The 13,748-nt window shown below is 76.5% G+C and carries 10 protein-coding genes; 5 read left to right on the plus strand and 5 right to left on the minus strand.

Going from position 1 to position 13,748, the window contains the following annotated elements:
• Positions 1-26: 26 nt before the first annotated feature.
• Positions 27-788 (minus strand): SDR family NAD(P)-dependent oxidoreductase, encoded by a 762-nt coding sequence (locus PKY62_RS07490; protein ID WP_324536084.1) that lies wholly within the window; start codon positions 786-788, stop codon positions 27-29.
• A gap of 77 nt (positions 789-865) precedes the next feature.
• Here PKY62_RS07490 and PKY62_RS07495 point away from each other — a divergent pair, with 77 nt between their 5' ends.
• On the plus strand, positions 866-1,816 hold the full coding sequence (locus PKY62_RS07495) for a VOC family protein (protein ID WP_324536085.1): 951 nt from the start codon (positions 866-868) through the stop codon (positions 1,814-1,816).
• 22 nt (positions 1,817-1,838) lie between these two features.
• On the opposite strand, the gene PKY62_RS07500 is transcribed toward PKY62_RS07495, so the two are convergent.
• The 3 genes from PKY62_RS07500 to PKY62_RS07510 all read right to left on the minus strand — a co-directional run bounded on the left by PKY62_RS07500 (position 1,839) and on the right by PKY62_RS07510 (position 4,669).
• Positions 1,839-2,798 carry a hypothetical protein gene (locus PKY62_RS07500; protein ID WP_324536086.1) on the minus strand — a complete coding sequence of 320 codons (960 nt, stop codon included), beginning with the start codon at positions 2,796-2,798 and terminating at the stop codon, positions 1,839-1,841.
• A gap of 72 nt (positions 2,799-2,870) precedes the next feature.
• Positions 2,871-3,689, minus strand: a complete 819-nt coding sequence (locus PKY62_RS07505) for a putative protein N(5)-glutamine methyltransferase (protein ID WP_324536087.1) — start codon at positions 3,687-3,689, stop codon at positions 2,871-2,873.
• 2 nt (positions 3,690-3,691) lie between these two features.
• Positions 3,692-4,669 carry a hypothetical protein gene (locus tag PKY62_RS07510; protein ID WP_324536088.1) on the minus strand — a complete coding sequence of 326 codons (978 nt, stop codon included), beginning with the start codon at positions 4,667-4,669 and terminating at the stop codon, positions 3,692-3,694.
• Positions 4,670-4,710: 41 nt separating this feature from the next.
• Here PKY62_RS07510 and PKY62_RS07515 point away from each other — a divergent pair, with 41 nt between their 5' ends.
• Entirely contained in the window at positions 4,711-6,930 is a 2,220-nt protein-coding gene (locus tag PKY62_RS07515) for a putative bifunctional diguanylate cyclase/phosphodiesterase (protein ID WP_324536089.1), read from the plus strand.
• Between the two features lie 39 nt (positions 6,931-6,969).
• On the opposite strand, the gene PKY62_RS07520 is transcribed toward PKY62_RS07515, so the two are convergent.
• On the minus strand, positions 6,970-7,587 hold the full coding sequence (locus PKY62_RS07520; protein WP_324536090.1) for a helix-turn-helix transcriptional regulator: 618 nt from the start codon (positions 7,585-7,587) through the stop codon (positions 6,970-6,972).
• 174 nt (positions 7,588-7,761) lie between these two features.
• Here PKY62_RS07520 and PKY62_RS07525 point away from each other — a divergent pair, with 174 nt between their 5' ends.
• From PKY62_RS07525 to PKY62_RS07535, 3 genes are all read left to right on the plus strand, one after another.
• On the plus strand, positions 7,762-10,035 hold the full coding sequence (locus PKY62_RS07525) for a hypothetical protein (protein ID WP_324536091.1): 2,274 nt from the start codon (positions 7,762-7,764) through the stop codon (positions 10,033-10,035).
• Complete coding sequence (locus tag PKY62_RS07530) at positions 9,984-11,465, plus strand: hypothetical protein (RefSeq protein WP_324536092.1); 1,482 nt, start codon at positions 9,984-9,986, stop codon at positions 11,463-11,465. Before PKY62_RS07525 ends, PKY62_RS07530 begins: the two co-directional genes overlap by 52 nt.
• A 12-nt stretch (positions 11,466-11,477) precedes the next feature.
• Positions 11,478-13,748 (plus strand): hypothetical protein (locus PKY62_RS07535; RefSeq protein ID WP_324536093.1); only part of this gene is annotated, 2,271 nt, incomplete at its 3' end.

Below are 13,748 nucleotides of genomic sequence, written 5' to 3' on the forward strand. Positions count from 1 at the left end.
GGTGGGGCGGCGGCGGAACGGGGAGGTCAGATGGCCGACCAGCCGCCGTCGCACGGGAGGATCGCGCCGTTGACGTTGGAGGCGTCGTCGGACAGGACCCAGGTGATCGTGGCCGCGAGCTGCTCTGACGTCGCCGGCGGGGGCATGATCGCGAAGAAGGGGCCCACCACCTCGGCGCCCCAGGCGGACCTGAACGGCGCCTCGATGTTCGTCGCGACCGCACCGGGGGCGACCGCGTTGGCGCGGATGCCCTTGGGCTTGTAGAAGACGGCCGTGCTCTTGGTGAAGCCGTTGACGGCGTGCTTGGAGGCCGTGTACGCCGCACCGGAGGCCGAGGCCCGCAGGCTCGCCTCGGACGAGACGTTGACGATCGACCCGCTGCCGGCCTCGATCATCAGCGGCAGGACGGCCCGCGTCATGCGCATCACCGCGGTGACGTTGACGGCGAAGACCCGGTCCCACGTGGCGTCGTCCACCTCGGCCGGCGGCAGGAAGGCGTCCATGATCCCGGCGATGTTGGCCAGGGCGTCGACCCGGCCGCCGGCGGTGGCGACCACCCGGTCGACGAGCTCCTGGCTCGAGACGTCGCCGGCGACCGTGACGAAGCCGAGCTCCGGGTGCTCGGCGACGAGCTCGGCGAGGCGGGCCTCGCTGATGTCGGTGGCGATGACGGTGGCGCCCTCGAGCGCCAACCGGATCGCCGTGGCCCGGCCGATCCCGGAGCCGGCGCCCGTGACGATCGCGGTCCTCCCGGCGAAACGCTCCGCGGTGAAGGGGGTAGGAGACATCATCGTGTCCTTCCACAGACGTCCTGAGCTGGCGCCGGGCTTTCCGGTACCCAGGACCGAAAGTAGGCTCTCCTGGCATGGGGGACAAGAGTCCTAGACGCCGGGGTCGCCCGCCGACCACCTCGTCCGCGCAGATCGCCCGCACGGCCCTCGAGCTGTTCCTCCGGGACGGCTACGACGGCACCACGCTGGACGACGTCGCGGCCGCGGTGGGGGTGGGCCGGTCGACCGTGCTGCGGTACTTCGACAGCAAGGGAGCCATCGTCTGGGAGGGCGAGGCCGCGGCCGCGGGGTCGCTTCTCGTGGGGCTCGCCGGGCGCGCGACCGGACCCGGCTGGCGCGGCGACGTGGCGGAAGCGCTCGTCGGTGCGATCCGCTTCCCCAGGGACGACGAGCACGTGCTCCGCCTGCGGCTTCGCCTCATCGAGGGCGTCCCGGCGCTGCGACGCCACCTGCACGGGACGGCCGACGCGGCGATCGCGGCGCTGGCGGACCACATCGCGCGCAGCACGCACGGCAGGGCGGACGACCTGGTGCCCGACGTCGTGGCGCGGACGGCGTGGTGGACGGCGATGGACGCCCTGCTGTGGTGGGCGCGCGCCGGCGACGGCGACCCGCACGAGGCGGTCCGCGCGGCCCTGGCTGCCGTCGGGCTCTCCCGGGCCGAGGTGCGGCTGAGCGCCACGGTGCTCGACGCGCGCGACCCCGGGGTGCTGGCGCGGTTCTACGCCGGGCTGCTCGGGTGGGACACCGTCGTCGACGAGCCGACCTGGGTGATGCTTCGCCCGCCCGGGGGTGGCGCCGGGCTGTCGTTCCAGCTCGAGCCGCTGCACGTCGCACCCACGTGGCCGGCCCGGGCCGGGTCCGAGCAGATCCAGGCCCACCTCGACCTCGCCGTGCGCGACCTCGAGCGGGAGGTCGCACGGGCCGTGGGGCTGGGCGCCGTGCTCGCGCTGGTCCAGCCGCAGACCGACGTGCGCGTGCTGCTCGACCCGGAGGGGCACGCGTTCTGCCTGTTCGTGGCCTGACGCGCGGTGCCGTGGCAGCGCCTCACGGGCCGAGGCGCGCCAGCAGGTGCTCGACGGCGGGCAGGGAGACCCGGCTCGGGTCGGCCAGCATCCAGTCGAGCTGCTGGCGGGCGAACGCGCGCTGCGGGTCGGCGGCGTGCGGGTCGAGCGTGGCCCGCGCGTACAGCGCGACGAGGTTGTCGGCGAGCACGGAGACCGTCGAGAAGTCCGCCAGGTCCCGCACCCGGGCGGGACCACCGGTGCGGCGGTAGGCGGCGTACAGCTCGACGGCCCGATCGACGGGTGCACGGAGGGTCTGCACCACGAGGAGGGCGCAGAGCTCGCGGGCAGGGTCGGCGGGGCCGGACCCCTCCCAGTCCAGGACCACGAGACCCCCGGAGCGCGTGCGCCGGACGTTGACGTCGTTGAGGTCGCGGTGGCACGTCCGTAACCGGGCAGGGTCGGCGGGGACGACGACCCGCGCGAGGTCCAGCAGCAGGGGTACGGCCCGGTCCAGGCCAGGGACCCACGGCTCGCCCGCCGCCCGTCCGGCAGCGAGCAGCCCGTCCCACGTCGCGGCGTCGACGCCGTCGGCGAACCAGGGCTCGACGTCGCGGTCGGCCGGCGCGTCGACCAGGTGCAGGGCGGCGATCACCCGGCCGAGGTCCGCGGGGGTCGCGGTCACCCCGGGGTCGAGGTCGACCCACGCCGACACCCGGACGGGGCCGTCCGCCCCTGCGGCGTCGGCGGCGAGCAGGACGGTGCCCGCGACCGTGCGTCGTGGCCGGGGCAGCTCGACCCGGGCGGCGGCGAGCTCCTGGAACGCGACGTCGGCCGCGGCCGACGCCTCGTCCGCCGGTCCGGTGAGCACCTTGACGGCCCACGTCCCGCCGTCCGTCGCGAGGCGCCAGACGACGCCCTGCTCGCCCCGGCCGACCTCGGTGGCTCCACCCAGCGGATCGCCCAGCGCGAAGGCCCTCGCGACCGCCTGCGCATCGACCACGGTGCACCTCCCTCGTCGAGGCATCCTGCACCCGGTCGCGTCCTCGCGCTCGGCCGCCGGCCGGCGGCCGGCTCAGGCGCCCGGCCACCGCCCCACGACGATCGTGGCGTCGAGGTCGACGGAGGTCACGACGCGCGCCGTCAGACCCTCCGCCTCGACGGCGGCCACCGCCGCGGCCTGCTGCCGGTCGCTGGTCTCGACGAGCAGGGACCCGCCGGGCGCGAGCCAGCGTGGTGCCGCCGCCGCCACGCGGCGCAGCACGTCCAGGCCGTCCGCCCCGCCGTCGAGCGCCCGCCGGGGCTCGTGGTCGCGGGCCTCCGGGGGCATCCCGGCGATCGCGGCCGTCGGCACGTACGGCACGTTGGCGACGAGCACGCGCACCGCGCCCCGCAGCGCGGCGGGCAGGGGCTCGTCCAGGTCGCCGCAGACGACGTGCCCGCCCGCGGCCGCCATGTTGCGACGAGCGCAGCCCACGGCGACGGGGTCGACGTCCGCCGCGTACAGCTCGACCCGTCCGAGCCCGCTCGTGGCCGCGCCGTCGGCGATCGCGGCACCCAGCGCCCCGGAGCCGCAGCACAGGTCCACGACGACGGGCACCTCGTGGGGCCCCGTGCCGTAGGCCGCCAGCAGCCGCACGGCCTCGTGCACGAGCAGCGCGCTGCGCCGACGTGGGACGAACACGCCCGGTTCGACGCCGATCCGCAGGCCGCAGAACGCGGTCCAGCCGACCACCTGCTCGAGCGGCTCCCCTGATGTGCGTCGGCGCGCCATCGCGTCGAGCTCCGCGGGTGTGCCGGCGGCCTCGCGCAGTGCCGCGGCCTCCTCCTCGGCGAAGACGCAGCCGGCCGCGCGCAGGCGCTCGACGAGCGCGTCGTCCGGCGCCGTGCCCACCCTCAGGCCCGCGCCAGGCGGAGGCGCTCGTCCGCGTCGGGCCGTGCGTGCTCGAGCACGCCGACGGCGTCGCGGTGCACCACCCGGTCCTGGGCGTTGAAGAGCTTGGTCCACAGGCCGGCGGCCCACGCCGCCTCGTGCTCGTCGCGGCTCCACACCCGGCCGCTCGTCGCGAGCCAGCGGCGCACGAACTCCTCGCTCTGCGCGACGGTCGGGTCCGTGAACCGGTCGCGCGTCGCCGTGAACGTCCCGGCCTGCTGCCCGACGACGACGACCTGCGGCAGCACCCCCAGGCTGTCCCAGTCGTCGAGGGAGACGAGGTGGTCGAGCGTCCGTGGTCCGGGCGCCTCGGCCCAGCGCAGGTTGTGCGTCTCGAGGTCGAGGTGACCGACGCGGGGCAGGCCGTCGACGTCGGCGAGCCGGCGACGCACCCGGCCGGCGGCGTCGTCGAGCCACGGCACGCGGGGGTCGCGACGCAGGTCCGGCAGCCGGGCGTCGCGCGTGGGCCACACGTCCGCGCCGGCGTGCAGCGGATCGGCCCACGGGGGGGCCGCAGGCTCGGTGCCCGCGGCGAGGCCGCCGACGGCGTCGTCGAGCCGCAGCGCGAGGTCGACGAAGGGCTGGATGCCCAGCTCGCCGACCGTGCACGGCCGTCCCCCGGGGCGGTGCTCCTCGACGGCCAGCTCCCAGCCGCCGGCGGCGCTGCTGCCCAGCGGCCGGGGGCACGGGAGCCCCGCGGCGGCCGCGGCGGCCTGCAGCGCCGTGCACGCCGCGAGCCGTGGCTCCGCGGGCCGGGCCTTGACGACCACCTCCCGACCGTCGGCCAGGCGGAAGGCCGCGACCCGCGACAGCTGGTCCAGCACCCACAGCGTCCCCGCGACGGGAGCGCCACCGACGTCGACCGCGACGGTCGCGAGATCGGCCACCGGGGGTGCCGGGAGCGGGCGGGGCGAGGTCGTTCCAGGGCGCGCGGGGTCCACCCGACGATCCTGCCGCACGTCCAGCCGGTAGCGTCGCTGTCATGGCGGCCGAGGAGCTCGACGGCGGGGGGTGGCAGCCCCGCGGTGACGTCGACCGGCCCACCGGCGTCCCGGAGCGGCTGCAGGTCTTCGAACCCCTCGCGTGCCTCGCGCTCGCCGGCCACGGGCTGGCGGTCCAGGCCGTCGCCGCCGATGGCTGGTTGTCCTTCGCCACCGGGTCGACCGCGCTGCTCGTGGTGCTCGGCGTGGCGGGGATCGTCGGCCCGCGCGCGCCGTGGACGGTCCTGCTGCGGGCCGTCGTCGTCCTGCTCCTGGCCTTCACGCTCATGGCCCTGCGGGAGCAGAGCAGCGCGTACTACCTGCTGTGGTTCTTCGTCCTGGTCACCGTCTACCCGCTCGTCCTGCCGCGCCGCGCCAGCCTGGCCCTCGTCGTCGGGGTGCCGTTCGTCTACCTGCTGCTCGTGCCGTTCGGCGCGGCGGACGGCCCCGTCCCGGTCGCCGTGCTGCGCGCGGTGTCGCTGGCACTCATGGGTGCCTTCGTCCACGCGGCGGCCGTCGCCTACCGCACGGCCGTGGCCGACCGTGACGGCGCCCTGGCCCTGCTCGACGCCTATGCCGATGCGACCCCGGTGGGGCTCGGGTTCTGGGACCTGGGTCTACGTCTCCGGCGGATCAACGCCGCGCTCGCGTCGCTCACCGGGCTGCCCCCCGCGGCGCACCTCGGCCGCGCGCCGGACGGGCTCCCGGACCCTGCGCCGGCGCTGGCGCACCACCTCGGTCGGGTGGTGGCCTCGGGCGAGCCCGTCCAGGACGTCGAGGTCTCGGTCGGCGCCACGGTGTGGAACGCCAGCTACTTCCCGGTCGTGACGGGCAGCCGGGTGGTCGGCGTCGGTGGCGTCGTCATCGACGTGACGGCGCAGCGGCAGGCCGCCGCCGCGCTGGCGCACTCGGCGACGCACGACGCCCTCACCGGGCTGCCCAACCGGGTGCTGTTCGGCGACCGGCTCGGGGTGGCGCTGGAGCGCGCGGCGCGCGAGGGTGCATCGGTCGCGGTGCTGTTCTGCGACGTCGACCGGTTCAAGGTGGTCAACGACTCCCTGGGGCACGCGGCGGGCGACGAGCTGCTGCGCGTGGTCGCCGAGCGCCTGACCCGCGTGGTGCGCCCGGGCGACACGGTCGCCCGGCTGGGCGGCGACGAGTTCGCCGTCCTCGCCACGGCGGTGCCCGACGTCGCCGCGGCGCAGTCTGCGGGCGAGCGCATCTGCGCGGTCCTGCGCGAGCCGATGCGGGTGGGGGACCGCCTGCTCATCTCGACGATGTCCGTCGGGGTGACCGTGTGCGGCCCGGGGGAGCAGGACGTCGCCGGGCTGCTGCGGGACGCCGACGTCGCGATGTACCAGGCCAAGGACGCCGGGCGCGACCAGGCCGCGGTGTTCGACACGTCGCTGCGCAGCCGCGCCGGCGAGCGGCTCGAGTTCCAGGGTGCCCTGCGTCGTGCCGTCGAGCACGGCGAGCTCACCGTGGCCTACCAACCGGTGCTCGCGCTGCGCGGGGGCGCGGCCGGTGCGGACGGGCCCGGACCGCAGGACGTCGTCGGGGTCGAGGCGCTGGCGCGCTGGCACCGGGACGGCCACGGCGACGTGCCACCCGGCGTCTTCATCCCGACGGCGGAGGACCTCGGCCTCATCGGGGCCCTGGGCGAGCACGTGCTCCGCCGGGCCTGCACCGACGTGCTGCGCTGGCGCGAGGCCACCGGCCGCCCGCTGACCGTCGCCGTCAACCTGTCGGCCCGCCAGCTCGCGGCCGAGGACTGCGCCGAGATGGTCGCCGCCGTCCTGGGCGAGGTGGGGCTGCCGGCCGCCGCGCTCCAGCTGGAGATCACCGAGAGCGTGCTCATGGTCGACGTCGAGCGCAGCCTGCACCGCCTCGGCGAGCTGCGTGCCCTCGGGGTGGGGATCGCGGTCGACGACTTCGGGACGGGCTACAGCTCGCTCGCCTACCTGCGCGACCTCCCGGTGGACCTGCTGAAGATCGACCGCTCCTTCACCGCCCGGCAGCCCGCGGACGAGGCGATGTTCGCCTTCATCGTCGACCTCGCGCGGGCCATCGGCGCGACCACCGTGGTCGAGGGTGTCGAGACCGCAGCGCAGCTCGACCTCGTCACCCGCGCGGGCTGCGACCTGGCCCAGGGCTACCACCTCAGCCGCCCGCTCACCCCCGAGGCCGCCGCGGTCTACCTGGGAGCAGTCCCGCGCGCCTGAGGTCCGCCGACCTGGACCGCCCGTGGTCGGCGGCCGACGTCAGCCCGCGCCGCCGGACCAGCGCAGCGCTGCCGCGACGCGCGGGTTGCTGCCCGGATCGGCGCACGCGAGGCCGAGCTTCGTGAACACGTGCGAGACGTGGCACTCCACGGTCCGCCGGCTGAGGGACAGCGCCTCGGCGATCCCGGCGTTGGACAGTCCCTGGGCGAGCAGCTGGTACACCTCGCGCTCGCTGCCGGTCAGGGCGTCGGGCACGCGGGCTGGCGCCGGGCCGTGCGAGCCGGCGGCGAGCTGCGGCCGCGCGGCGAGCCATGCGACCACGTCCGCCGGGTCGGCCGCCGCGCCCAGGTCGAGCACGTCGAGCCGCCGCCCGGGGCCCGGGCCGCCGGCGGTGGCGACGGCGCGGCGCAGGCCGCCGGCCGTGAGGGACCAGTCGTGCGGCGCGTCCGTGAGCACGAGCACGTCGGTGCCCCGCGCCAGTGCCATGGCGAGGCGCGGGACGGCGGAGACCGCGGTCCGGTCCCGGCCGGTCGAGACGAGCACGAGCGCGTCGGGCACGGGCTCGAGCGCGAGCTCGGAGATCCAGCGGTGCTCGGCGTGCACCACGAGGCCGCGGCTGCGCAGCAGCAGCACCAGGCCGCGCCGGAGCAGCGGCATCGCACCGATGATCGCCAGACGCACGTGTCCCCCGCTCCGCTGACCGAGCGTTCCCATGGTGCGCCCGGGTCCGGGTCCTCGCGAGCGGGCGGATCTCGGTGGTCTCACCGATGCCGGTTCAGGGCGGCGGCCGTAGCGTCGGGAGCACCCAGCGCCACTCCGAGGAGGCGCACGATGCCCCCACGACCGCGACATGACGACCCGCAGCACGGGCGTCCCGACAGCCCGGTGATCGACGGCGACGGTGAGCTCGACGCCCGCCTCGTCCGCCCGGCCGACCTCCTCGACGCGAGGCTGCTCGCCCCGGGCTGCACGCTCGACGACGGCGACGACGGGCCCGTGCTCGTGGCCCACGGTGACGATGCCGCGCTGGTCCTCGTGCTCCCGCCCCAGCACGTCGGGGAGCGTGCGTGGCAGGAGGGCACCACCCCGGGCGCCGTCTCGGCGCACCGGGCCGCCGCCGCGAGCCGGCTGGTCTTCGCGCTCGCGGACGGCGCCGTCGTGCCCTTCACGCTCGCGGGCGTGCTCACCGTGCTGCCGACGCTGCCGCTGCGCGTCGCGCCGCACGCGACCGCGGCGAGCGCGGAGGGACCGGGTCGCCCGGTCACGCCAGGGTGGGCCGACGTCGTCCTCGTCCCGGGCTGGCGGGACCGGCTGGTGCGCGGGGTGACCCTCACGGACCTCGTGGTCGGTGACGGCCAGGCCGCTGCGCTGGCCTCCACGCGGCTCGCGGGCGCCGTCTCGGCCGTCGTCGGGCACGCCCAGGCCGCCCGACTGGTGCGCGGCCATGCCGGCGCCACCCTCGCGGCCCCCGCCGCCGGCACCTCGGTCGCCGGCGCCGCGGCGGCGTCGCCCGCGGGTGGCCGGGCCGCGCGGCTGCCCGGGATGCTCGGTCGCCTCGTCCCCGGCCACGTGCTGCACCCCGGTGTGCGCCCGCGGCGCGGACCTCGCCCGCCCTCGGGCACCGAGACCGCCATCGAGGCGCCGTACCGCGTGACGGTGTCGCCCAGCGCGCTCGGCGCGTTCCGCCACGAGGTCGAGCCGATCACCGCCGAGGGGGACGAGTCCCGCGTCGAGCTGTGGCGCACGCACCTGACCGTGCGCGCCACGGATGCGGCCGGCGCGTTCACCGGGCACGACGACACCGACGAGGCCCAGCGCATCGTCCGTGCGATCTGGTCGCGCGACATGGACGCGCTGGACGCCACGGCGTTGACCGACCCGGCCCCGCTCGCGCCGCAGTCCCTCGTGCCGCCGTGGCGCCGGTCCCTGGTCCGCCAGTCCTCCGACGTGCGCACCGGCGTGCCGCCGGAGCCGTTCGAGGTGCGGAGCCTCGCGCTGTCGAGCCTCGGGGCGTGGATCGACTGGGCGGGGACGTGGGACCCCCTCGCGATCGGGCCCGCGCCCGAGCCGCTGCTCGCGCCGCCGATCGAGTCCTACCGGCACCAGGCCGTGATGGGCCGCGACTCCTACGTCCGGGTCACCGAGCCGGGGTTCCTCTACCCGTTCGGCCACCGCGCCGTGTGGGTGACGGTCTCCGAGCGCAAGGTGCTCGACCGCTCCCAGGGGGTCGCCTACCTGTGGCGCCGCAACTTCATCATCGTGCGCCAGCCGAGCCGCAGCTTCGCGGGCCACGACACCCCGCTGGGCCAGGTGACCCTCGAGCCGCTGGTCACCCCCAACCTCGACCCGGCGAACCTCGCCACGCCGTTCGTGCCCACCCAGGACGGCACGCCGTACCGGTTCACGCTCGTCGGGGTCGACCAGGCGGGCCGGACGGTGACGTTCTCCGCCCCGCTGGCCTTCGTGTCGCTCCTGTCCGTCCAGGCGACCGTCGGCACGGCGATCGACGCCGCGGCCGAGGCCGCGTACGCCCCGGTCCGCAAGGTCCCCGGCCGGGGGCAGAGCGTGACGATGGCGCGCTCCGCGACGCCGGGCGACACGACGCTGGAGGTCAACGACCTGCAGTTCCGCGGCGTGGTGGACCGTGACCACCTCACCTCGCGGCCGTTCCTCGTGCAGACGAACGCCGTGGTGCCGAGCATGCGTCACCTGGCCCCGCAGTCGCCGGCGTCGAGCTCGGGTTCTCGGCCCCCTTCCTCGCGGCGGACGCCGGCGGGTTCGGGGCGGCCAACCCGGGCCAGCTGTTCCTCACGCTGCTCGGCTCCCCGCCCGCCGTCGACTTCTCGGGCGGCTCGGACCGCTCGGGCGGGTTCCTCACGCCCAACCTCGCCGTCCGCGCGCTGTCCCGCTCGCTCGGTGCGGTCGGCGAGGACGGCACCGGGCCCACCTCGGGGCTGGCCCAGGGCAGGTTCGACCCCGCACGGTTCCTCGAGGGCGCCCTGCCCAAGCTGTTCGGCCTGTTCTCGCTGCTCGACCTGCTCGACGCCCTCGGGGTGGGGCTCGACGACGCGCCCGAGTTCGTCACCGAGGCGCTGGACACCGTGAGCGCGATCGTCACGGAGGCGGACCGGCTGCGCACCGCAGCGGCGGAGGCCGGACCGCGGCTGGTCCAGGAGGCGGCCGGGGCGGCGCACGACGGCGCGCGGGCGGCCATCGACGCGGCCCGCGCGCAGCTCGACGCGGCGGTCGGCCCCCTGCTGGCGTCGCTCGACACGCTCGTGGACACCGTCACGGCGCTGCCCGGTGCGGCGGACCCGATCGCGGCCGTCGGCGACGTCGTCGCGGCCCTCGGGGTGGCGGCCGACCGCGTCGACGACCTGCTGGCCGCGCTCGGTGCACCCCAGCTGCCGGCGATGGTGCGGGCCGCGCTCGAGCGGCCCGCGACGGCCCTGGCCACCCTCGCCCGCGCGGCGGACACGCTCGAGGCCCTGCAGTCGTTCGTCGAGGACCTGCTGAGCCCCGGCACGTCCGTCACCGCGCGGTTCGTCTGGAACCCGCAGATCCGGTCGTGGCCGGCGGGCAGCCCCGTCTTCGAGGCGCGCGACCCGCGGGGGCTGCGGCTGGCGATCGAGGTGCGGGCCTCGGCGAGCACGCCGCCGAGCGTGGACGTCGCGGCCGAGCTGGCGGACTTCGCGCTCGTCCTGCTGCCCGGCGAGCCGCTCATGGCGATGACCTTCCAGCGGATCGGCTTCCGGGTCGGCTCGGGCGGCAAGCCCGAGGTGGATGTCGTCTTCGGCGGGATGGAGTTCCTCGGGGTGCTGTCCTTCGTGGACACGCTGCGCCGGATGATCCCGTTCGACGGCTTCGCCGACCCGCCGTTCGTCGACGTCTCGCCCGAGGGGGTGACCGCAGGGTTCGACCTCGCGCTGCCCAACGTCTCCGTCGGCGTGTTCAGCCTGGAGAACATCGCGCTGGGAGCCGACGCCCGGGTGCCGTTCCTCGGCGACGCCGTGACGATCGGCTTCACCTTCTGCTCCAAGGAGTCGCCGTTCCGGCTCACCGTGATGATGGTCGGGGGCGGCGGCTGGGTCGCGCTGCGGGCCTCGCCCAAGGGCCTGGTGCTGCTCGAGGTGGGGCTCGAGGCCACGGCGTGCCTCTCGATCGACCTCGGTGTCGCCTCGGGCTCGCTGTCGGTCGCCGTGGGGGTGTACCTGCGCCTCGAGGGCGACAAGGGCTCGCTCACCGCGTACTTCCGGCTGCGCGGCGAGGTGGACGTGCTGGGCCTCATCTCGGCCTCGATCACACTCGAGCTGTCCCTCGAGTACGAGTTCGACACGGGCAAGCTCGTCGGTCGAGCGTCGCTGGTCATCGAGGTCGAGGTGCTCTTCTTCTCGGCGTCCGTCGAGGTGTCCGTCGAGCGGCGCCTGGCCGGCTCGAAGGGCGACCCCGTGCTCGCCGACATCCTGCCGCCGGCCCCGGACGGCACCAACGCGGACTGGTCCGCGTACTGCGAGGCCTTCGTCACCGCAGCCTGAGTGGAGATGACCATGACGACGTCGCAGGTCCTGGTGACGGCACTGCCGTTCTCCCGCGCGCGGGACGCCGAGCGGCACCTCACCGCCTTCGTCACCCACAAGCTCGACCCGGGGGCGGCCCCGGGGACGCTGGCGGACTTCCCGGCGACCCTGGACTGGGTCGAGACGCTCACCGGCGGGACGTTCGAGCTCGTGGCCTCGCACCTCGGCGCGCCCGTGCCGCTCACGGTGGTCCCGGGCCCCCACGCGGCGGACGCCACCGCGTGGCACGCCGTCTTCGGGCCGGGCGTGCCCGTCGACGCGTTCCCGGCGCCCGTGCTGTCGGCCGCGCCGTGGCGCTCCTTCCCCGCGCACCGCGTGGGCGACGGCGCGGTGGACCTGCACCTGCTGGCGCTCACGGCGGCCCCGACCGTGCGGCCCGGCGTGCTGTCGAGCCCCGTGTTCGGCGGGCTGCTCCGCCGGCTCACGGAGCGGTCCGGTGCGGTGCGCGAGCTCCTGGCCATCGACGAGCGCCGCACGCACCGCGCGGAGGACCTGCTCGCGCGGCGCACCCTCGAGGCCCAGGCCACCCTCGGCCTGCTCGGCCCGCGCCAGCCGTACCCGAGCAAGGACCAGTCCTCGACCTCGCCCATCGAGGCGCTGCTCGACGACACCGAGGGCGACGAGGCCGTCACCGCGTGGCTCGACTCGCTGATCGGCCAGGACCTCACGGGCGACCCGGAGCTGCGCCTGCTCGTCGACGCGCACGCCACGCGGCGGTTCTACCAGCGGCCCGAGGCCGCGAGCACGTACGCGGCCCGGCCCACCCCCGGCGCCACCACGCCGCGCCCCACCACCCCGGTGCCCGACTTCCACGCGCGCGCCGCCGGTTTCGGCTCCACGCCCGCGCTGCTGCGTCGGCTCGGGCTCGCGGTCGACCTGCTGGTGCCCGACGACGCCGTGCTCGCCGGCCTGGACGCGGCGGCCTGGCTGGCGGTGCGCTTCGTCCCACCGCAGGGCGCCGACGTCACCCTGCTGGCCCCGCCGCGCACGCGCATCGTCGTGCACGGTGACGTGCTCGCCGCGGAGTCCTCCGCGCAGTGGGTGGGCGGCGCGGTGCCGCTGGGCGAGGAGTCCTACGTCGTGCTCGACGTCGACCCGGACGCCTCGGGGCTCAAGCTCGAGCAGCACCTGCGCGACCTGCCGCGCACGCTGGCAGCCGAGGTCAACGGCGACCCGGCCACCTCGGCCCCGGCGACGCTGCGCGCGACCGGGTTCGCCATCGCCCGGACGGACCGCGTCGCGGCCTCGCGTGCCCGGCTGGCCGCGGCCGAGCAGGTCTCGGCCCCGGTCGACGGGCCGGGCGTGCTCGGCCCAGAGCTGCGCTACGACGACGTCGTGCGTGGCGTGCGCCTGGAGGTCTGGGACGACGCGACGCGCGCCTGGCACAGCCTGCACGAGCGGCGCGTCGACGTGGTCGCCGACCCCGGCGACGGCACCGGGCCGGTCCCCGTGCTCACCGACGCCCCCGACGTGGGGTTCCTCCAGCAGTCCGGCCTGAACCGCGTCCCCGGCGCGGCTGCCAACCCGTACTACCTGCACGAGGTCGTGGCCGGGTGGGACGGCTGGAGCCTGTCCGCGCCGCGGCCCGGCAAGGTCGTGGTGCACCAGGACGGCGTCGAGAAGGTCCTCGACGCCCCGCCGGACGAGCCCGCGACGGGCGTGCACGTGCGGACCCGGGTCGAGCCGGGCTCCCTGCCGCCCCTGCGCCACGGACGCTCGTACTCCTTCCGGATGGTCGGCGTCGACCTCGCCGGCGGCTCCGTGTCCCGCCGCCGTCCGGGGCCGCCGGGACCGGCGGTCCCGCCCGGACCGCCGGCCCCCGAGGCGGTCGAGCTCGCCGCGGCCCACCTCGAGCGGCTGCGGCGGGTCTACGCCGCGCGCGACGGCGGGCTGCTGGCAGCACTGCGTGCCCCGGTCCTCGAGGCGCTGCCCGTCGCGGGCTCCTCCGACTGGCTCGGTCCGGTGGGACGCCTGGCTGCCGAGGGGCCGGCGAGGGCCACCCGCCCGGGCGCCCGGACCGCTGCGGAGCGTATCGACGCCTTCGTGCCGGCGTTCGTCCGGACGGGTGCGCCCGACGTCGACGCCGCCGTCGCGGAGCGGCTCGAGGCCGCGACCGAGCGGCCCCGGTCGGCGAGCGTGCGCGAGCGCCCAACGGCGCGGGGCGCCGCCCGTGTGCTGTCGGGCGTCGACGTGCGCGACGCCGTGCGGCAGACCGCCGAGGCGAGCCGCGTGCTGGCGTCG

It is taken from the genome of Actinotalea sp. (assembly GCF_035443605.1).
Classification (GTDB): Bacteria; Actinomycetota; Actinomycetes; order Actinomycetales; family Cellulomonadaceae; genus Actinotalea.